19 protein-coding genes and 1 pseudogene are annotated in these 21,662 nt (G+C 38.3%); 7 read left to right on the forward strand and 13 right to left on the reverse strand.

Annotation, left to right across the window (positions count from 1 at the left end; translation table 11 throughout):
- Positions 1–3 precede the first annotated feature (3 nt).
- Positions 4–1,299, reverse strand: coding sequence for a BamG family beta-barrel-assembly machinery protein (gene bamG / locus AC13EX_RS06190; RefSeq protein WP_482891991.1), 1,296 nt, complete (start codon positions 1,297–1,299; stop codon positions 4–6).
- On the reverse strand, positions 1,286–2,011 hold the full coding sequence (locus AC13EX_RS06195) for a type III pantothenate kinase (RefSeq protein WP_339715239.1): 726 nt from the start codon (positions 2,009–2,011) through the stop codon (positions 1,286–1,288). Before AC13EX_RS06195 ends, bamG begins: the two co-directional genes overlap by 14 nt.
- A gap of 104 nt (positions 2,012–2,115) precedes the next feature.
- Here AC13EX_RS06195 and AC13EX_RS06200 point away from each other — a divergent pair, with 104 nt between their 5' ends.
- From AC13EX_RS06200 to AC13EX_RS06210, 3 genes are all read left to right on the forward strand, one after another.
- Positions 2,116–3,219: an anhydro-N-acetylmuramic acid kinase gene (locus AC13EX_RS06200; RefSeq protein ID WP_482891992.1), complete on the forward strand. Its 1,104-nt coding sequence runs from the start codon at positions 2,116–2,118 to the stop codon at positions 3,217–3,219.
- Positions 3,220–3,226: 7 nt separating this feature from the next.
- Positions 3,227–4,453, forward strand: coding sequence for a Glu/Leu/Phe/Val dehydrogenase dimerization domain-containing protein (locus AC13EX_RS06205; protein WP_048640917.1), 1,227 nt, complete (start codon positions 3,227–3,229; stop codon positions 4,451–4,453).
- Between the two features lie 179 nt (positions 4,454–4,632).
- Entirely contained in the window at positions 4,633–6,156 is a 1,524-nt protein-coding gene (locus tag AC13EX_RS06210; RefSeq protein ID WP_048640918.1) for a sodium:proton antiporter, read from the forward strand.
- A gap of 233 nt (positions 6,157–6,389) precedes the next feature.
- Here the strand turns inward: AC13EX_RS06210 and AC13EX_RS06215 are convergent, their stop codons facing one another.
- Positions 6,390–6,956 (reverse strand): hypothetical protein, encoded by a 567-nt coding sequence (locus AC13EX_RS06215; RefSeq protein WP_482891994.1) that lies wholly within the window; start codon positions 6,954–6,956, stop codon positions 6,390–6,392.
- Positions 6,957–6,961: 5 nt separating this feature from the next.
- Positions 6,962–8,491, reverse strand: coding sequence for a 2,3-bisphosphoglycerate-independent phosphoglycerate mutase (gene gpmI / locus AC13EX_RS06220; protein WP_048640920.1), 1,530 nt, complete (start codon positions 8,489–8,491; stop codon positions 6,962–6,964).
- 310 nt (positions 8,492–8,801) lie between these two features.
- On the opposite strand from gpmI, the gene AC13EX_RS06225 reads away from it, so the two are divergent.
- Entirely contained in the window at positions 8,802–9,143 is a 342-nt protein-coding gene (locus AC13EX_RS06225; protein ID WP_482891995.1) for a DUF4783 domain-containing protein, read from the forward strand.
- A gap of 43 nt (positions 9,144–9,186) precedes the next feature.
- Entirely contained in the window at positions 9,187–10,065 is an 879-nt protein-coding gene (gene nadC, locus AC13EX_RS06230; protein ID WP_048640922.1) for a carboxylating nicotinate-nucleotide diphosphorylase, read from the forward strand.
- On the opposite strand, the gene AC13EX_RS06235 is transcribed toward nadC, so the two are convergent.
- The 8 genes and pseudogenes from AC13EX_RS06235 to AC13EX_RS06270 all read right to left on the reverse strand — a co-directional run bounded on the left by AC13EX_RS06235 (position 10,022) and on the right by AC13EX_RS06270 (position 17,816).
- The gene (locus AC13EX_RS06235; RefSeq protein WP_482891996.1) at positions 10,022–11,833 is read right to left on the reverse strand and encodes an ABC transporter ATP-binding protein; all 1,812 of its coding nucleotides are present in this window, start codon (positions 11,831–11,833) and stop codon (positions 10,022–10,024) included. The genes nadC and AC13EX_RS06235 overlap by 44 nt on opposite strands.
- 13 nt (positions 11,834–11,846) lie before the next feature.
- Complete coding sequence (locus tag AC13EX_RS06240) at positions 11,847–11,951, reverse strand: hypothetical protein (protein WP_394332060.1); 105 nt, start codon at positions 11,949–11,951, stop codon at positions 11,847–11,849.
- Positions 11,902–12,207: pseudogene (locus AC13EX_RS06245) on the reverse strand (DUF6787 family protein); the annotation flags it as partial. The gene AC13EX_RS06240 and the pseudogene AC13EX_RS06245, both read right to left, overlap by 50 nt.
- Before the next feature lie 2 nt (positions 12,208–12,209).
- Entirely contained in the window at positions 12,210–13,535 is a 1,326-nt protein-coding gene (locus AC13EX_RS06250; RefSeq protein ID WP_482891997.1) for an aspartate kinase, read from the reverse strand.
- A gap of 41 nt (positions 13,536–13,576) precedes the next feature.
- Positions 13,577–14,053 (reverse strand): 6,7-dimethyl-8-ribityllumazine synthase, encoded by a 477-nt coding sequence (ribH, locus tag AC13EX_RS06255; RefSeq protein ID WP_048640926.1) that lies wholly within the window; start codon positions 14,051–14,053, stop codon positions 13,577–13,579.
- Positions 14,054–14,129: 76 nt separating this feature from the next.
- A complete protein-coding gene (locus AC13EX_RS06260) occupies positions 14,130–14,849 on the reverse strand; it encodes a tetratricopeptide repeat protein (RefSeq protein WP_482892052.1) in 720 nt (239 codons plus the stop codon).
- Positions 14,850–15,193: 344 nt separating this feature from the next.
- Complete coding sequence (locus AC13EX_RS06265) at positions 15,194–16,603, reverse strand: alkaline phosphatase PhoX (protein WP_482891998.1); 1,410 nt, start codon at positions 16,601–16,603, stop codon at positions 15,194–15,196.
- Between the two features lie 346 nt (positions 16,604–16,949).
- A complete protein-coding gene (locus AC13EX_RS06270) occupies positions 16,950–17,816 on the reverse strand; it encodes an endonuclease/exonuclease/phosphatase family protein (RefSeq protein ID WP_482891999.1) in 867 nt (288 codons plus the stop codon).
- Between the two features lie 582 nt (positions 17,817–18,398).
- Here AC13EX_RS06270 and AC13EX_RS06275 point away from each other — a divergent pair.
- Together AC13EX_RS06275 and AC13EX_RS06280 are read left to right on the forward strand one after the other, a co-directional pair.
- Complete coding sequence (locus AC13EX_RS06275) at positions 18,399–19,514, forward strand: hypothetical protein (RefSeq protein ID WP_482892001.1); 1,116 nt, start codon at positions 18,399–18,401, stop codon at positions 19,512–19,514.
- A gap of 50 nt (positions 19,515–19,564) precedes the next feature.
- Positions 19,565–20,497 (forward strand): SGNH/GDSL hydrolase family protein, encoded by a 933-nt coding sequence (locus AC13EX_RS06280; protein ID WP_482892002.1) that lies wholly within the window; start codon positions 19,565–19,567, stop codon positions 20,495–20,497.
- A 115-nt stretch (positions 20,498–20,612) separates the two neighbouring features.
- On the opposite strand, the gene selD is transcribed toward AC13EX_RS06280, so the two are convergent.
- Complete coding sequence (gene selD, locus AC13EX_RS06285; protein ID WP_339715273.1) at positions 20,613–21,662, reverse strand: selenide, water dikinase SelD; 1,050 nt, start codon at positions 21,660–21,662, stop codon at positions 20,613–20,615.

The following is a 21,662-nucleotide window of genomic DNA, read 5'->3' on the forward strand; positions in this document are numbered from 1 at the left end:
ACATCATTCAAATACTTTTTTGTAAAACCAACTGTTATCATTTATTGATAATCCTAGAGAAACTTTAATATAATTTTCTCTAACTAATCCATCATTTACTGTTCCTCTCGTTCCTGCCTTAACAGCCAAATTCAACAAGGATAGACTGTATATCGGAATTGAGGTACCAAAATTAATGCCAATGTCATCAACGTTATTTTGATTTACCATAAAAGGTAATCGCTCATATTCGATTCCTGCCCTTATTGTAGATCTGCTCAACAAGCTTTCAAGAGAGAAGGCATTGGGTATATATTGCCCTCCAAGGGAAAATTTAAAGGATTTTCCCATATTTTCGCTTGGTAAAGAAACGTTAAATGCTCTATAAGAAGAAAAATCTTGAAACTGCGCTTCTATACCTACGGCAAATTTATTAATTTTTTCATAAGTTACACCATACCCAAGCTTTGCTGGGATGAAAACATTTCCTGATACATTATCAGATATTACATCACCTGGGCTATTCGGGATGCTAGCTTGACCAGATTCTGCCACTTTAGCAAATTCTCTTCCATTAACATTCCCAAAAACCTGATAAATGGCGCCTATATTCAAGTATTGCTGATTGCCTAGAGACTGCGCATAATAAGCACCACCTTTCAATACCACATCACTAAAAGTAAGTCTCTCATAATATTCCGTAGAAATACCTACTGGTGCAAGATCCGCATCCAAAAGATTCAACTGGTTGTTTCTGATAGTAGAACCAAAAGTGTAAGCCCCTTCGATTCCCAAGCTAAAGTTTTTGTAGACTTGAAATCCACTTTGCAAATACACCTGGCTTAGGCCTCCTGTTCCAACGATTGTGTTTTTAGACACAAGGTCTGTATTGACTACAGGTGAATTAACGGTGATATTGTAATCCACACCTGTCAATTGATTTAAACCAAGCCCTACAGTGAATCTTCTTGGAATTACTGGAAAAGACATGGCGACATAACTCAATCCTCCGCCATCCAAATCCTCTGATGACAATTCCGTTGCTGCTGTTAATTTATTGTAATTAAAAGCAGATTGAAAAGCATAGGCTCCATTTTTTACCGAAATGGCTGGATTGACATGATTGACACTATAACTGTTGCCAAAACTAATCCCCATTCCACCCATGCCTTGGTTATGAGTAAGACCGGAATTATTGAATACACCAACTCCTAAGGAACTATAGGTAGATGATGAAAACTGACCGTAACTGATATTATGGATAGCAAAACATCCCACGAAAATAATCAGGGCTGCTACGTGTATTTTATTTTTCAACATTGTATATTAAGATTCTGTCCAATCCGTACAGGACCAAATTGGGGATTACAAATATGTGGTCTTTTATTAAGCTTTCAAAGATTTCAGCATCTCCACCACAAATAAAGACCTCAACTAGGCCAAAATCCTGCTGATATTTTCGAATAAACCCTTTGATTTCTTCAGCTATTCCGTGGTAGACGCCAGACTGCATGCATGTCTCTGTACTCGTCCCTAAGTAAGAAACTCCAGTTTTCCGCACATTTACCAAGGGTAATCTGGCAGTAAATTCATGCATTGCTTTTGCCCGCATGCTAAGCCCAGGAGAAATCGCTCCACCCAAATAATTATTTTTATTATCTAGAAAATCGTAAGTTATGCAGGTTCCCAGATCAACAACTAAAACCGCCCCATTCATCTTGTATGCCCTGGCACCAATCACTGCTGCTACCCTATCTAAACCCAATGTTTCAGGAGTACCATAGGAATTTGTGATTTCTAATGGGGTCTGATGATCAAAATACAAAAAAGGGAAAGAGAAAATTTCCCTTAACTCGTTTAAAGACAATCTAACAGAAGTAATCAACACCCTGTCTCCATCTTGCGGTTTTAAATAATCCGCACATTCTTTAAGTCCCGAAAAGGACATATCCTCTACCAGCCGGCCATTTTCAAAGGCGCCGGTTTTAATGCGAGTATTCCCAATATCGACAACCCAGTGCCTTTGTTTCATAATCTATTGATAAACTACTTCAAAATTAGTCATTTTACTTTGGAGGCTGGTCGGTGATATATTATTTTTAGGTCAGGATTTTCCTTTTTAACAAACTTTAACCCATGACAGTCTCAAGCAGATACATGATTTTAGGCCTAATGTCCGGCACTTCAGGTGATGGGCTGGACATTGCCTGCTGTGAATTTTCTAAGAATAATGCTTGGAACTTCAAGATCATTAGGGCCCAAACAGTACCTTTCCCCAATGAATTAGGGTATTCATTACAAAATGCTCATTTGAATGATGCTCAATCCTTGGAATGCCTTGATCTGGAATTCGGCAAGTGGATGGGTGAAGTTTCGCGAAAATTCTGTCTGGATCACCAACTTCAGCCAATGGCCATTGCTTCTCACGGTCATACTGTCTTTCATCGACCAGAACTCAATATGACCAAGCAAATAGGCAATGGATTTACCCTAAGTCATTATTCAGGTTTTCCGGTTATCAATGATTTCAGAAAATTAGATGTTATCCTAGGTGGTCAAGGGGCGCCGTTGGTTCCTATAGGAGATGCATTGCTATTTAATGATTTTGATTTTGCCTTGAACTTAGGAGGTATCGCTAATATTTCAATGGACAATAATGGACAAAGGCTGGCTTTTGACACTTGTCCTTTCAATTTACTATTCAATCACTTTGCCTTGCTATCAGGTAAAAGCTATGATGATAGCGGAAACCTGGCAAAATCCGGAACTGTAATCCCAGCTCTTTTGTCGGATTTAGAGGCTTTGCCCTTTTATCAGCAGAAAGGCGCTAAATCCCTCGGAAGAGAAAACATAAGCGAAGATTTCTTACCTGTTGTAAATAAAGCATCAAATTCATCAAATGACATTCTGGCTACACTATCTGAACATTTTTCAGATTGCATTGCTAAAACTATTCTAGACCATGTCGGCCCCAAGCTAACCAAATCCCAACTTTTGATAACTGGCGGTGGTGCCTACAATACCTTTTTTATTAATAAACTATCTAATAAAATTAGTCATAAAGTAAATGTAGTTCTTCCAGAAAAGCAGATCATTGATTTTAAAGAAGCTTTGGTATTTGCATTTCTTGCTGTCTTGCGCCTCCGTGAGGAGAACAATTGCTTAGCCTCAGTCACAGGGGCATCAAGAGACAACTGTGGCGGTACTATTTTTGGACTTTTTAATAAAAATAAAATTTAAAAAATAAATGAGAGAATTACTGAAAAAATTTGAAAACCAGCAGCCAGAGATTGTATTTGAGTGGAGCGATAGTGAAACAGAGGCCGAAGGTTGGTTGGTGATCGATAGCCTAAAAGGAGGAGCAGCAATTGGCGATACCAGGATGAAATTAGGGCTATCCAAAAATGAAGTGATTCAATTGGCTAAAAACACGGCTATAAAAAACACGGTTTCAGGGCCAGCAATCGGTGGTGCCAAGTCAGGGATCAATTTTGACCCGGCAGATCCTAGAAAGGCAGGTGTTCTCGAACGATGGTTTAAGGTAGTTTCTCCAATTTTAAAAAGCTACTACGGCACTAGTGCTGGAATTAATATAGATGAAAACACCGAATTAATCCCTATTACAGAGGATTTTGGACTTTGGCATCCTCAAGAAGGCGTGGTCAATGCCCACTATAAGGCCGGAGACACAAAGAAAATTAGAAAAATAGGTCAATTAAGGCAGGGCCTTTCTAAAATAGTTGAAAACCCAAAGTACCTTCCAAATTCCACAACCAAATACCAAATCAGTGACGTGATCACAGGTTATGGTCTTTCCGAATCCGTACAACATTTTTATAAGATTTGGGGAGGAAATGCTGCTGGAAAAAAAGCCATTATTCAAGGCTGGGGAAATGTAGGTGCTGCCGCTACCTATTTTTTGGCTAAAGAAGGTGTGCAAATCGTAGGTATTATATCCCTGGAGGGAGCCATTATCGATAAAAACGGAATAAACCCGGACGAGATTACTTCCCTATTTCTAAACAAAGAAAACAATCAACTTGTTAGTGACAAGTTAATCCCATTTGATATTGCCAAAGAACAACTCTGGGATATCCCTACAGACCTATTAATCCCAGCGGCAAAGGCTCGGTTAATCCAAAAAAATCATTTGAATAGGTTGATTAATGGTGGTTTGGAATTAATCGTTTGTGGGGCAAATTTCCCTTTTGTTGAAAATGATATTTTCCTTGGTCCTGTAACCAAATTGGCCGATGATAAAATTTCTCTTATCCCTGATTTCATATCCAATGCTGGTCTTGCAAGTATCACTGCTTACCTTATGTCTGACAAAACCCAAATCACAGATGAGGCCATGTTTCATCATGTGAGCAGGACCGTTTACAAAGCATTAAAAAAATGCCATACTTTCAACCCACAAAAGACAACAATTGCACAAACAGCATTAGAAATCGCCCTTCAAAAGATCCGTTAAAATTAAACATAAGCCTTCTGCGATCAAAAAATGAAGAATTTTCAACCGCTGCAAAAAAATTATTTGGTTACTAATAGACAAATTAGCTAGCTTAGTGAATTAAATTGCAACTAATCGTTCTTTCAACAAAGTTCGAAAATCCTAACTTTAAACTTTCTTTACACAATAAATACAAGTGAATGAAGAAATATTTAGCTTCATGGCTCCTATTCATTGGATTAATAAGCGTAAGTGTTCCCCAACACTTACAAGCCGAAAACTTAACTACTACTCAATATATCGCTCAGGCGGATAATCATGAAATAAATACTAATACTCAAGAACCAGTCGTGCAAGTTGATTCCTCCGTGGATCATGAGCCCGAACATCATCATCCACCGGGATGGCTGGTTATTCCTTTTGTAGCATTACTGCTTATGATTGCTACCGGGCCATTGTTTTACGAGAATTTTTGGCACCACAATTACCCAAAAATTGCTGTTGGTCTAGCTACCATGGTTGTCCTGTACTACCTTTTCGTACTAGGCAATGTCCATAATCCTGTCCATGCACTGGCCGAGTACATCCAATTTATTTCTTTATTGGCTTCCTTGTTCATTGCCTCAGGAGGGATATTAATAGAAGTGGATAAGAAGTCAACACCTATGGCAAATGTATTGCTTTTGATAATAGGTGCATTGATCTCCAATCTAATAGGTACTACAGGTGCTTCTATGTTATTGATTCGTCCTTTTATTCGACTGAATAAAAACAACATCCAAGCTTACCATATCATATTCTTCATATTTATGGTAAGTAATATTGGAGGTTCTTTAACACCTATAGGAGATCCACCATTGTTTCTTGGTTTCCTTAAAGGTGTACCCTTCTTCTGGACATTGGAACACAATTGGCCAGCTTGGATTATGGCTTTGACCATTTTGTCCATCCTGTTTTATTTTGTTGATCGAAAATATGGTACAAAAGGTGAAGGTGTTGTACTTAATGAACAAACCCAATACAGCAATAAAATATCATTAAAAGGAACGAAAAATTTCTTTTGGCTTTTGGTAATCATTATTTCTGTATTTCTCGACCCGAATGTACTTGATTGGGTTCCTGCGATTCATTACGATGGACAGAAATTCAGTTTTATAAGAGAGGCAATCATGCTCTCCGTGGCCTATTTCTCTTTTAAATTTGCCGATAAAAAAGCCCTAGCTGGAAATGAGTTTAATTTCGAGCCTATCCGGGAAGTTGCCTTTATCTTTATTGGTATTTTTGGAACCATGATGCCTGCCCTCGAATTGGTAGGTGGATTTGCCAAGTCAGCGGAAGGTGCTGCAATGATCACTCACAATACCTTGTATTGGGGCACGGGAATTCTTTCTGGATTCTTAGACAATGCACCAACCTACCTCAACTTTCTGGCTGCAGCCATGGCCTCTCAAGGAGCTGACATCAATACCATTCAACATGTAAAGGATTTTGCAATGGACAATTACTTTGATTCTGCCTTTGAACTAATGGCCATTTCCATTGCATCTGTGTTTTTTGGAGCCATGACCTATGTAGGTAATGGACCTAATTTTATGGTGAAATCTATAGCAGAGCAAAGTGGAATTAAAATGCCTTCCTTCTTTGGATACATTTTAAGGTTTTCCATTCCAATTTTACTTCCAATACTGTTTATTACTTGGTTGGTATTCTTTGCCTTTGTCTAATTAAAAATGGAATACCAAAAACTGGGCTATTGAGAAAATTCAGCACTCCACTTTGGGATCATGGAACAGGCCATGAAATCATTGGATTCAAAACCTACAGTAGATTTTAGGTCTAGGATCTAACCCCTAAACTAATCCACTCACAATCACGGTATCAATACAATTCATCAAATAGAAAAAACCAGTTAAGAAATCTTAACTGGCTTTTTTATGCGTTTTAATAAATGTAATTATTATTTCACTTTACCCTCAACAAAAAGCTTGGTGTTTGACAAAAACCAAACTTTCTGGTTTCCTGATAGTCGATAAGAACTTATTTCTTCATTGTCATTCATTTTAATCAGGCCTTCCACAGTTGAATTGTAAAACAGATTGTCAATCACAGAAAGAATCGAGATGGATGCAATCTTTCCGGATTGTTTACTGACCTTTATCTCTTTAATCGTCCCTTTTTCAGCAGGTTTTAGCCTATGTATTAAAAGTCCAGACTCTTCAATGCTTTCATAGGAAGAGGCCAGTGAGGCTTTGTTTATGTCTGCCTGAAAGAAAAAGTCAAGCTCCTGTCTCCAAACCAAACTATCCATCCTGAAATCAACAATTTCAGATTCCTCATTGAAACGAACTTCCTTCACCACTTCAGCATCTCCTACCTTATCAATACTTTTTTGCAAGAATTGAGTTAGCGGAAAATATTTATCAATCTGAGTTGGGTTTGCAAATGGTCCTTTTTCTTCCTTTTTACAAGAAGTCAGAATCCCCACCAACATTAGCAGGTAAATAAAATTATGGCACCTGCCCATCTATTCTATGCTTTTAAAAGGACGTTTCCCGTCATTTCAACGGGGCTTTCTATACCAATTAGTTTTAATATAGTTGGTGCAAGATCTCCTAATTTCCCATCGTTGACTTCAAGTCTATCATGCTTGTCCACCATGATGCACGGCACCAGATTCGTGGTGTGGGCCGTATTAGGTGATCCGTCAGGATTCATCATTACATCACTATTGCCGTGGTCTGCAATTACGATAATTGTATAATCATTATCCAAGGCTGTTTCGATTACGGAAGAAGCACATTCATCTACTGCTTCACAAGCTTTTACTGCAGCATCAAAAACCCCAGTATGTCCTACCATGTCTGCATTAGCGAAATTTAAGCAAATAAAATCAGCCTCCTTTTTGGGAAGTTCTTGGTTGATTTTTTTCGCAATCTCAAAAGCAGACATTTCAGGTTGCAAGTCATAGGTGGCCACTTTAGGGCTATTGCACAATATCCTATTCTCTCCTTCAAAAATCTTTTCTCTTCCTCCAGAAAAGAAAAATGTCACGTGTGGATATTTTTCAGTTTCAGCGATTCTGATCTGCTTCTTATGATTATGCTCCAACACTTCACCTAAAGTGTTTTTAAGATTGTCTTTTTCAAACACTACAGCAATGTCCTTGTACTTTTCATCATACCTACTAAAAGTAACGTAGTCAAGGTCAAGTTTTTTCATGTTGTAATCAGGAAAATCTTTCTGAGTCAACACTTCTGTAATTTCTCTTCCCCTATCCGTTCTAAAGTTAAAACAGATTACTGTATCTCCTTCTTCTATGGTTGCCAAAGGTTTCCCTTTTTCGTCCACCTGAATTATAGGGCGAATGAATTCGTCGGTAACCCCATTGGTATAAGATTTTCTAATGGACGAAAGCATGTCTTTTGACTTTTCACCTTCTCCATTGACCATCGCATCATAAGCTAGCTTAACTCTCTCCCAGCGATTGTCTCTATCCATTGCGTAGTATCTACCTACTATTGACGCTACCTTACCAGTTGAGCCTTCACAATGACTCTTAAGGTCTTCTAAAAATCTTAGCCCTCCTTTAGGATCAGTATCTCTTCCATCTGTAAAAGCGTGAATAAAAACATTATCATCCAACCCATTGGCTTTTGCTGCATCACAAAGACCTTTCAGGTGATAAATATGCGCGTGTACACCACCATCAGAAACCAAGCCAAGGAAATGCACTTTCTTACCATTTAATTTGGCATTAGAAAAAGCTTTCTTCAACACAGGGTGGTCATTAAGATCTCCCTCTTTTACCGCCTTATTAATTTTAACCAAATCCTGATAAACAACCCTACCGGCCCCTATATTCATATGACCTACTTCAGAATTACCCATTTGTCCTTCAGGTAGACCAACTGCCAAACCTGAGGCTTCTAATTTAGAGTGTGGATATTTCTCAAATAAACTGTCGATAAAAGGCGTTTTGGCTTTATCAATAGCAGAAACTTCAGGATTTGGGGCAATTCCCCATCCGTCTAGTATCATCAATAAAACTTTTTTATTCATGTCTTTTTCTATTGGTTTCTATCAATTAAAAATTTTCAGGAAAATGCTGTTTTAATCCCTAAAACTTTCGCGGGAAAAACATCCCAATTCATTATTCATTACCACGCAAATATAAGACAATAAAAGATAGAGGTCAGCAAATTGGAAAATATTCTACTCTACCAATTGCCAAATAGGAAACTCATATAATTTCATTTAATAAAAATTATTTTTTTTAATATATTGGTCTGGAATTTGATAGAGAGTAAAAATGTTTCGCTTAATTACTAAATTTCTTTTGGTTGCCACTTTTTTGTTAACGCATTCCTTAATGGGAAAAGGTCAGGACAAAGAATACCCCATTATTTTCGCATTACAACAAGGCTCAAGTAAGGCAATTTCATCCTACCTAGGAGAGATGGTAGAGATCCGTTTCGATAACGAAAGAAGAGATTTTTCTAAAAGTCAGGCAGAAATTGTCTTGGCAAATTTCTTTAAAGAAAACCCTATAAGCAGCTTTGAACTTAAGAAGGAACGAAAAATTGACAATGAAAACAGTTATCTCCTAGGCACATATACCTCCATAGACAATACCTTTAGTGTATTGATTAGAGGAAAAGAATTAAAAGATGGAAATTGGTTGGTCTACAGCCTGGATTTCGTCAAACAATAATTATACCTGCCGGAAAAAATTATTTTCTTACTTTTGGTTTATCATGAAAGACTATATAACAGAAGAGCGGTTAAACCAATTTATGAAATCAGCCTTCAATGAAGATATTGGTGAAGGCGACCATTCGACATTGGCATCCGTTCCTACCGATCAACAAGGAAAGGCAACTTTATTAATAAAAGAGGAAGGCATAATTGCTGGGCTTGAATTGGCTGAACGGATCTTCAACTTTTACGATCCTGACCTTAAAGTAGATTTATTAATAAATGATGGAGATACGGTGAAGTATGGAGATATAGGTCTCACGGTTGCAGGAAGTGCACAATCAATATTAAGTACTGAAAGACTGGTATTGAATTGCATGCAAAGAATGAGTGGAATAGCTACCAAAACCCACCATTTCAACTCCCTAATAAAACACACTTCAGCCAAATTACTGGACACTAGAAAGACAACTCCAAATTTCCGAATGATGGAAAAATGGGCTGTTGCAATAGGGGGAGGTCAAAACCATAGGTACGCTTTGTATGACATGGTTATGCTTAAAGACAACCATATCGATTTTGCCGGTGGAATAGCCGAAGCTATTAGCGCCACACACACCTACCTGAAAGAAAAAAAGCTGAATCTAAAAGTTGAAATCGAGACCAGAAATTTAAAAGAGGTACAAAAAGTCCTTGAAATTGGTGGAGTAGACATCATTATGCTAGACAATATGTCACCAGCCGATATGAAAGAAGCTGTAGCATTAATCAATAAACGATTTGTTACAGAAGCTTCCGGAGGTATTGACGAAACATCTATCGTAGCAGTAGCCGAATCGGGTGTAGATTTTATTTCCGTAGGTGCCTTAACTCATCAGGTTCAAAGCTTAGACATTAGTCTAAAGGCCGTAAAATATCATCAGCAAATTGCAGATTAACAAGGTGGGCATAATGGCCCCCTTCTTTACTTGACAAAGATTCATGGTTTCCTTCTTCAATGACTTGACCATCTTTTATCACATAGATTCTATCCACTTTTCTGATGGTAGACAACCTATGAGCAATAATAATGGTAGTTCTCCCTTTCATTAACTTATCCAAAGCTTCCTGAACCAAGGATTCCGTTTCAGCATCTAATGAGGAAGTCGCCTCATCAAGAATCAGGATTGCTGGATCCTTTAATATTGCCCTGGCAATGGCAATCCGCTGTCTTTGTCCACCAGATAGTTTAATTCCTCTTTCCCCTACTAAAGTATCAAGGCCTTCCGGGAATTTATCAATAAACTCTAAGGCATTGGCCTGTTTAGCAGCTTGCAAAAGTTCTTCATCACTAGCATCAGGCTTGGCATAACGAATATTTTCTCGAATAGACCCTCCAAATAGAAGCACCTCCTGAGGCACCATACCAATATTTTTCCTTAAACCCTGAGGATTCCAATCTGTAATGGATTTGTCATCCAACAAAATTGACCCACTTCCTACTTCATAAAACTTAAGCAGCAACTGAATTATGGTAGACTTACCGGCACCGCTGTGACCAGCTAGTGCTATTTTCTCTCCAGGCTCGGCATGCAATGACAATTCATTTAACACCCTGTATTCTGGTCTAGTAGGGTAATGGAACGAAACCTTGTCAAAACGTATTGATCCTTTCATACGACCTAAGAAGGCGGTACCTGTTTGCTTCTCTGTCGCTTCATTCAAAATTTCCAACACCCGTTCTGAAGAACCTATGGCTTTTTGTACCTGACCATAAATATCTCCTAAACCAGCAATAGATCCGCCAATAAAAGTAGTGTACAAAACAAAAGAAACAAGATCACCAACACTCATATCGCCAGCACTAACCAAAGTAGCACCATACCAGATAACGGCAACAATTCCTCCGAACAACGCGAAAATAATAAAGGAAATAAATGCCCCTCTGAATCCGGCTGCTTTTAAGGCTACCGCTACTACACTATTGAGTTTGTTTCGATAGCGATTAATCTCATAAGCCTCTCCAGTAAAAGATTTGACTGTTACTATAGATTGTAAAGTCTCTTCTACGACAACGTTGGCAGAAGCAAGATGGTCTTGGGTTTTCTTTGATAGTTTTCTTATAAATTTCCCGAAGATCATGGCAATCACCACAAGCACAGGAATAGTAATCAACATAAAAAGCGTGAGCCTCGGAGTGGTATAGAATAAGAAGATTATACCTGCAAACAAGGTAATGATCTGACGAAGTAACTCTGCAAGAGTAATGGAAAAGGTATCCTGAAGCATGGTCACATCAGAAGTAATTCTACTGATCAATTCACCTGTTCTTCGCTGATCAAAAAAAGTCATGGGCAATCGAACCAATCGCTCATACAAAGCCACTCTAATGTCTCGCATAGAGTTTTCACTCACCTTTGCAAATAACCAAACTCTAAAGAAGGAAAAGATACTTTGTATAAACAGAATTCCAATCAATACGAAAGCTATTCCATTGATATCATTAATAATCCAATCTTTTCCTGAGGCCGCGTCAATTAACTTCCCTGCAACATAGGGGAAAGTCAAGAGCATTAGACTCGAAAAAAACAGAAAAACCATCCCTATGATAAAAGGAACTTTGTAGGGCATGGCAAACTCGAAAATCCCAAAAAGCTTTTCAAAGTTCTTTTTATTCAATTTTCTTTTGTCACTTTCTTCTAAAGGTAAACCTCTTTGCTTCGCCATTTATAACTATTTTTTACCTGTCAATAATTTTAGTTTTACTTTTTATTACGGGAGAAAAATCCTGCCATCCGACGGAAAAATTGCTTTTCTTTTTCCCAAAAAAAAGCAAACTGCCCAAAAATAAAACCATATACCAAAAGAATCACCTGATATAAAGGCAATACCAGCAATAGGTAAAGTAACGTTTTAAAGAAACTACCTTTACTGGTATCCAAGCCCAAAAAATCGAAAATTGGTTGCTTAATAAATAGAATGGTAAAACCCGTACAAGCAAATACAACCAGAACCAATACAACCTGCCAGAGACTTTTCAGTTTCCATTTGGTTTGCAGTTTTTCCAAAAAGTTGGATTTATTTGTATCAGGTCCAGACATTATTAATTAAATTCAAACAATCCATTGTTCAAGCTTTTCAAGGCTTGATTTTTATGTTTGCCATCAATTAATAGAGACACATTGTGTTTGCTTCCACCATAAGAGACCATTCTAAGTGGAAAACCTTCCAAACTTGTGATAATTTTATTCAACACTTTTGGTTCTTCCATAATGGAATTACCAACGATGCAGATAATAGACAAGTAATGATCAACTTCTACTTTTCCTAGTTTCTCTAGTTCAGCAGTGATCTCTTTCAAATGACTGGTATCGTCTAAGGTCAAGGATATGGCTACCTCGGAGGTTGTGATCATATCAATCGAGGTTTTGTATTTTTCAAAAATCTCAAAAACCTTTCTCAAAAATCCATGTGCTAAAAGCATGCGGCTAGACTTGATTTTTACAGCAGTAATTCCATCTTTAGCTGCAATTGCTTTGACTCCGACGGTACCTTCTCCAGCACCTGTGATGGTCGTACCTGCGGCACTAGGCTCCATGGTATTAAGGAGCTTTACTGGAACATTATGTAACTGGGCAGGCCAGATAGAAGCAGGATGCAATATTTTAGCACCAAAATAAGCCAACTCAGCCGCCTCATCAAAAGACAATTGGGCTATAGGTCTGGTTTGGTCAACTATGCGTGGGTCATTGTTATGCATCCCATCAATATCCGTCCAAATTTCAACAACTGAAGCAGAGATAACAGATCCGATTAAAGACGCTGTATAATCACTTCCTCCCCTTTTAAGGTTATCCACTTCATTCAAGTGGTTTTTGCAAATATATCCTTGAGTTATAAATATGCTTTCTTCAGGATATCCAGACAATATGGATCCCAATTTTTCACCTATTTTCCCAAGGTTAGGCTCATTGTTTTCATCAATACACATGAATTCCAAGGCCGGCAAAAACACGGCTGGAATTCCCTGCTCTTGGAGCAAAGTATAAAAAAGCTTGGTAGACAACAATTCACCTTGAGCAAGAATATCTTTATTAATCGCTTCGTTGAAGGATATTTTAAGAATAATGGTCAAGAACTCAAAATGCTCATTGATAATCTGAAATGCTTTTGCTTTTCCTGCTTCTGAGCTCAGCAAATCCTGATAAAACTCAAGATAATGCGCATGCAAACTATCTATTTTATCCTTGGCTTCCTCTTTTTTACCAGCAGATAAGGCATCACCTATACCTACTAATGCATTGGTAGTCCCTGACAAAGCAGACAATACCACAATTTTCTTTTCATTATCTAATGTGATCAGATCCTTAACCTGATGCATTCTTTCCGGTCTTCCTACTGAAGTACCGCCAAATTTCATAATTTTCATTAGAATAACAGATTTATAATAATAAGTTGATTCGAATTGGTTTAAAAGCCCAACATTTTAATTGCCGTGATGGCTGCTTCATCTCCTTTGTTGCCATGTTTCCCACCCGCTCTATCCAGCGCTTGCTGCTGATTGTCTGGTGTTAACACACCAAAGATCACAGGTTTATCATATTTTAAACCTACCTGAGTAATACCATTGGCAACAGCATCACAGATAAAATCAAAATGACGTGTTTCTCCCTGGATAACACAACCTAAACAAATCACTGCATCGATCTCATCAAGTTTTGCCAACCATTGTGCACCTAGCGTGAGCTCGAAGGATCCAGGTACGTTTTTTCTGTAAATATTTTCCTTTTTCGCCCCGTAGCGCAAAAGCGTTTCGATAGCACCACTGTAAAGAGAAGAGGTGATTTCATCATTCCATTCAGCAACTACCAAAGCGAATTTTTTATCACTTATATCAGTAACATTTTCTTGGGTATGCTGACTTAGATTTTTTAATGATGTAGCCATAAGTTTAATATTAATTCACAAAAAAAGAGTAAAACCTTACAGGTCTTACTCTTTTGTATCAATGATTTAATTCATATCAATTAGAAGCCAGACCTTCAAGGCGGGCTTTTTGCTTTCGCGCCTCACTGTATTCGTAGGCATCCGAATATTTCGTTTCTATCTCCTCGTAAGTAGCTATAGCATTCTTCAAATCCCCTGCCTCTTCATAGGCTATGGCTAATTTAGTCAAATATTTAGGGGTGAAAAATTCATTGGATTTGTAAGCAGCAGCATCTTTATAGAAACTGATGGCTTCATCCAACTCACCTAACTCCAAGTATGCATCTCCTGTTAAGGCATAAGCATGCGCTTGTACCAAGAAATCAGAAGAAGAAAACTTTTTCAAATGATCAACAGCAGATTGAAATTCACCTTTTGATAGGTAGATAGATCCTGCGTAGAAATGAGCCAAATTGGCGGCATCAGTACCTCCATATTCATCGATAATACTTAGGAATCCTGGTTCTACACCATCTCCATTTAAAGCAAAATTTACACTATCCTGTTCGAAATAGTATACTGCTTGAAACATTTCAGCCTGTCCCTGCTTGTTCTGGTTGGCTTTATGTATCTGAAATCCAACAATTCCTGCAATAACCAATATTGCTAATCCAATTATCCCACCAACCAACTTGGTGTTTTCCTTCAAGAAAGTCTCACCTCTGCCTAAGCGGTCAGCGATTGCTTCAGGATTCTCGAGAAGCTCATTGGATGTATCAGGAGCTGCTTTCCCTTTTTTGGTCTTTTGAGTGGCCATCATTTTTAATTTTGAGTGGCAAATATAGATGATGTTTTAATGAATAACAAAACTATTCTGACCTGAGCTGTAAAATATGGAAAAAGTAACCGTTTGAGCGCTATTTTTATTAAAATTTAAGCTCTGATTCCTTATAATTCCAAAGTAATCAATCGCCCATTATATTTACCTTATCCATTTCTTATACAATCAGACCAAAAGTCACTCAATCATTGTTCATCCTTCTATTTTGCAATTTCACAAGGTCAAGGCACATTTGCCGAACCTTAAGTGTTTTTGTATTTAATAATTATACCCCATCTTCAATTCGCAGGAAGGTGGGGGGATTTTATCTGATTAATAACTTAAGTTTTCCAAGGTCCAGTTATGGCCAATGTGATTCCAGGTCCCTGGATATTCACAAAATAGGTTTTTCCAGAAGGTGAAAACACCCCTCCGGCCATCTCTGACTCATAACCTACATTCTCAGCCAAATGATACAACTCTCCTTTTGGATTGACACCAACAAGGAATGGATGTTTGTGGTCTTCAACCAATATCACATCTCCCCAAGGGGCAACAGCCAAGTTATCACAGTTTTTCAAAATTTCTCTGTCTACTGATTCTACAAATAGGGTCAACTTTCCAGGGTTATTTTTTTCTGCTGCTGTTCCTTCATCTACACTTGGTGTGTATCGAAAAACCTGTCCCGCACCTATTTTACCACCGTTGGTACATGCAAAATAAACTTCCTTATCACCATACCAAATACCTTCTCCTCTAGCAAATACTGCAGCGCCTTTATCAAAACCTTGGAACCGAAGGTCATCTTCAGGACTTTCTACATTTTCAATGTCTATCCAAGTCACGTCATGACTTTTCATCAATGGAAATTCAGGTCCTTCACTGTCTTCCCAGTTTCTGGTATCTCTGCTTTTTTCACCCAGAATGGCAAGTGCCTGAAGTTTCCCGCCTTTAAGAAGCTTTCCAGGGCTGTTAGGTATGTAACGGTAGAAGATACCATCTCCCCGATCTTCTGTAAGATAAACCACCCCTGATGCTGGATCAACGGCTACAGCTTCATGGTTAAACCTACCCATAGCTTTGATTGGTAAAGGCTTTGCCCTTTGAATTTTCTCTGAGGCAGGCACTTCAAAAACAAAACCATGGTCTTTCTCTAAACGTCCTTCATAACCTCCCTTTTTGAGCGTACTTTCTTCACAAGTCAACCAACTTCCCCAAGGAGTAATGCCTCCTGCACAATTCCTTACAGTTCCTGCCAAGCTGATATACTGCTTCTCTAATTCTCCTGTATTTTCATTATAAACAAAGGTAGAAGTACCACCAAGTCCTGGCAATAATCCTTTTCCAAAATCATAAAAATCTTTAGAAGGAAGCTTATCTAACAATTCATTGTTCTTTCCAAAACCAGAATTCTCTAAAGAATCTGGACTAAGTTCGTGGTTCCGAACAACAATTGTTCTACCATTTTTTCCTTGGAAGGCTCCCATTCCATCTGAGGCTCCCGGCAAATAAAAACCATCGTCCATCTTGTCGCCTTTCTTTGTCAGAATCTTATAGGAAAAACCTTCAGGCAGATTTAAAATCCCCGCGGGATCCTTTTTTAATGGCCCATAGCCCAATGCCGCAGGAGCTGCTGTGCTCCCCATAACGCTACCTGGATTTATAAATTGGTAAAGTCCCATAAAGCCTAGTGTGGCCATTCCGGAAGTCTTAATAAATTTTCTTCGGGTGTCTTTGTTGGTTGAATCCATATCAGGTTTACAATTGATTACTTCAAACTATACTCATAAATTTTAAATCATACCAAGCTTTTTTAGAAGGATTAGTATTTTCCTCATAAACAATAAGCAGTATATTAAAAATCAAAACTAAAACCTATACCTAATCCTTAAACGGTTATAAACTTAGATTGTACCTTAGGGTTTGTTTGCAAACTGCTTTATAAATCGAAGGAAAAGTGCTCTCCCGGGTTCAAACCGAAATTAGGCTAAAGTAAACCTGTACCGTGCTAAAATCACTTCAAAATCAACCACTTCATTGCTTTTATCAAGCCTTCATGTCGGCAGACAGGTTCAACATAGCGGTGCTACCCTAAAATTACCAGGCAATTACTGCCATCACTGGAAAGTGATCCGAAGGAAAACGGTTCTGATAGGTATCAGTAAGTATACCATATTTCTTGACCTTTAAACCTTTACTGACAAATATATGGTCAATGATCCTGTCATGACTTTTAGTAAGGTCAAAAGCGTTGGTGCTTCCGTTGTTTGCATATACAAAATCGGCTGAGTCGAAGGTATCTTTCATTCCCTCAGCATTTTTTAATAAACGGTAAGCATCTGTGCTTTGGTCGACATTAAAATCTCCCATTAAAAATACCGGAAGATTTTGCGAATTAATGGTTTTAATTTTATCAAGAATCAATGCCGCACTTTGATTCCTCGCTTCAACACCGCGATGATCAAAATGAGTATTGAAAACATAAAAACTTCTCCCCGTAGCTATTTCAACCATTCTGGCCCAGGTACAAACCCTAGGCAGTGCAGCATCCCAGCCCTTGTTTGGATGATCAGTCTCCGGTGCCAACCAAAAGGTAGCGCTTTCTTCTACTTTGTATTTTTCTTTTTGATAGAATATAGCAGAATATTCTCCTTTTTCTTTACCATCATCCCTACCCTTGCCTACAAAGGCAAAATTTGGTAAAAGACTTTCAAGGTCTTTTACTTGATGGTGCAAGCCCTCTTGAATTCCAAAAATATCAAATGAATGAAAACGAATTAATTGACTGACAGGTAGCTTGCGGTTTTCCCACGTATTGGGTGCGTCATTGGGGTTATCATAACGAATATTAAAAGTAGCGATTACAAGGTCTTGCGCTTGGGCAATTGCCGAACTGACATTTAGCAATAGGAATAAGGTGAGCACCACTTTCCGATAAGTTTTTGCGGATTTTGTGTAGGTCATTTGCGACTGGGTTTAATTCAAACAATGCCCAAGAGAAATCTCCGGGCATTGTTATCTAAATTCATGGTTAAAGCTATCCGTTGCGTTTCTTGTCCAACTCTTTGGCTTTCTTATCCGCCCTTTTTTCCATCAGGGTTTTCCCTGCTTTCTTTTTGGGATCTTTTTTTTCTCCTTTGTCTTTGCTCATTTCTGTAGTCTTTGTTGAAAATTTAGTGAGTATTTATGACAAAAACAATGTAAAGTCAAATTCTAAAATATTATTCTTTCGCTTTCAAAACCCTATTTATAGAAATCCAATCATTCTTATATAACTTAAACAATTTCAAACACTTACCCAATTACCTGCATTCATCAAACCTAAAACTGGAAAACATCTTTCACAAGCTTGGTATTCTTCCTATTGTAGTCTCCCAGTATTCCTATCAAACTCTTTCTGGTCCCACATCTACACTCCATTCTATGATTAAACGTAGCATCTAAAAAGGTAAAATAAACATTCCTGACTCCTTCCAAATACAATGAGTAAACCAGGTTTTTGGAGTACAGCCTTTAGCCCTTACCTTTGTTCTTTAACCAACTGTTATGGACCAAAAAACTGTCGATAAAAAAGCAGCCTTAATTTCAGCCATTGACCGATGTCAAAATCCCTTCATCATAGCTCAGATGGAAGCTATTTTGCAAAGAGAGCAGGTCCTTTCTCCTATTGGCAAACTTTCTAAAGACTATCCGCTCCTATTGCAAGTTCAATCGAATAGGGACAACTCCTTACAAACAGGGCTTCGGATAAAGGCGGTAAATAAACTTACCAAATACCAGGAAATAATTGTTTGGCCAAAATTCATTATCGCTTTGATCATGCTAGTAATAGCAGCGGCTATTATAAATAATTTCTCAGTAAACGAAGGTGAATTGCAGTACTCTTCCTTCATATCTAGTTTAGCTGTAATCTACGGTCTGTTATGGGGCTTATTTGTGTTGGATGCCTTGATGGTGATTTTTTTGGCCTATACCAATAAAATCAAAATAGCCCAAAGTTCATTTATTAGAAAGTTACTCTGTTTAATTTTCCCTCCTATAGCCATTGGCCAACGCCACTTACTTGAACCGGAAAAAATCTGGCTACCATTTTATGCTTGGTCAAAGTGCAATGAGGGCTTATTCAATCACCTGAAAAAGCAATTTTCAATTCCTATGATTGTTATTGCACTTTTGATAATCCCCGTGTTGTTAATAGAATGGCAGTTTTATGAAGAGGTAGAAACGTTCTTAAATACAGATCTATCCCTAATACTAGGCTTGGTTCAGGGGTTTATCTGGCTGGCCTTTACTTTTGAATTTCTACTATTGATAGCCATAGCTAATGACAAATTCAATTATATCAAGAAAAACTGGATCGATTTATTGATTATACTATTGCCTTTTGTCTCATTCGTCAGGTCATTAAGGCTGGTTAAAGTAGCCAAAATAACGCAATTGTCTCGTGGATATAAACTTCGGGCTTTATTAATGAAAGCAAGGGAAGGGTTTATATTTGCTAGTTTCTTTTACAGGTTATTGGCTGTAAAGCCTGATTACCAAATAAAAAAGATGATGAAAAAACTTAATGAGAATCAAAAAGAACGAGAAATTATAGAGGAAGATCTTGCTAAATTATCCAGTTGGCTCAACAAAAGGAATACAGATCAACAAGACCTTTAAAACAAATTTAAGTATATTGAAGGCCAAATTTGATCACATAACTTTAACCAATGTTACTTAAATCAATACTAGGATTTTTCCTTTGGGCGCTTCTTATCCCAAACCTTACAGCACCGGAAACCTATTCCATCCCCAGCACTGCAAAAAAAGTTCTTTTTCTCGGCAATAGCATCACCTATTCCGGCCAGTATGTTGATTATGTAGAAACCTATCTCAGGCTTTCTCATCCAGAAAGGGACTGGGATTTCATCAATGTTGGCTTGCCTAGTGAAACTGTTTCAGGACTTTCTGAAGAGGGCCATGCAGGAGGAGAATTTCCTCGACCTGACTTACATGAAAGACTGGATAGGGTATTGGATGAAATAAAACCAGATCTAATTTTTTCCAATTACGGGATGAATGACGGCATTTACCTTCCCTTTGACGAGCAACGTTTTGAGGCCTACAAACAAGGGCAGAAGAAATTACATCTAAAGGCCCTGGCAATAGGAGCTCAGATCATACACAGTACACCTCCAATATACGATGAAAACAAAGGCGCCGCTTATGCCAATGTTCTGGATATATATGCTTCTTGGTTAGTAAGCCAGCGATATACTGAAAATTGGAAGGTAATTGACTTGCATTGGCCAATGCGAAAATTTCAGGATGACCAACGTCAGCATAATCCCTCTTTTGAATTGGCAAAAGATGGTGTTCACCCTGCCGATCAAGGCCATTGGATAATGGCTAGAAGCCTACTTCAGGGATTAGGAGAAAGCGAGTACCTAATGGAAGACAATCCAGAGTTAGTCTTTAGCAAAATAGATCATGGACCGGAAGTCTTGGCCCTAGTCAAAGAAAAACAATCCATTACCAAGGATGCGTTGCTCAATCATACAGGTCATAAACGGCCTGGAATGAAAAAAGGCCTTCCCTTGAATGAGGCAGAAATAAAAAGGGTTGCTCTTCTTAACCAAATCAATAAATTGATTGGGAATTAAAGAAATACAGGCAATACCTATTGTTAAGTAAAGTCAGAAAAGTATTATAGTCAGTTCTGCAATTGAAGAACTGACTATAACTGGCTAAGCCAAAAACCTTATTCTCTAACTCGAATCAAACTAAATTATTTATATAAATTATTTTCTCATGCTTTGAGATGATTTCTCCAAAAGAAGACAAATTACAGCCTTTTTCTTTCATTTTCCTTTCAAACAGATCTGATTTATCAGGATCTACAGCCATCAATAACCCACCACTTGTCTGTGGGTCGGCCAATATCAATTTATCCCTTTCGCTGCTTACTGCGATTCCCTGTCCATAACTATCCCAATTCCTGTATGTACCACCCGGAATGCAATCCAGGTCTATGTACTTTTGGACAAAGTCAAAACAAGGGATGTCATCCAATCTTAGTTGCGCCGAGACAGCAGCACCTTTACACATTTCCGTTAGGTGCCCACCTAAACCGAAACCTGTTACATCGGTCATTGCATGTACTTCTGTCCAGGCTGCTGCTTCTGCCCCAATGTCATTGAGCTTCAACATGGAGGTTTTTGCCTGAAGCACATCATTCTTATCGGCCAACTCTTTCTTTTCAGCAGTTGTCACCATCCCCACTCCAATTGGTTTGGTCAAGTACAAGCGATCACCAACTTTTGCAGTACTGTTTCTTTTTACATGATTAACGGCAATTTTGCCCGTTACTGCCAAACCAAAAATAGGCTCTGGCGCATCTATACTATGCCCTCCCGCGAGAGGAATACCAGCTTTGTGACAGACAGACCTACCGCCTTCCAAGACCTTAGCAGCTACAGCAGCCGGCAATTTTGAGATGGGCCAACCAAGAATCGCAATAGCCATTAAAGGCGTGGCTCCCATTGCATAAATGTCACTCAAAGCATTAGTAGCAGCAATGGCACCAAAATCAAAAGGGTCATCAACAATAGGCATAAAAAAATCTGTGGTACTAACAATGGCCGTTTCTCCATCTAAGCTGACAACCGCTGCATCATCACTCTCCTCGTTACCTACAAGTAGGTTGGGAAAATTAATTTTAGCAGTATTCTCACTATTTAGGATTTCACTTAGTACTGCCGGAGAGATTTTACATCCACAACCAGCTCCATGACTGTATTTTGTAAGCTTAAATGTATGGTTTTCCAT

The organism is Cyclobacterium sp. L-R, assembly GCF_056859355.1.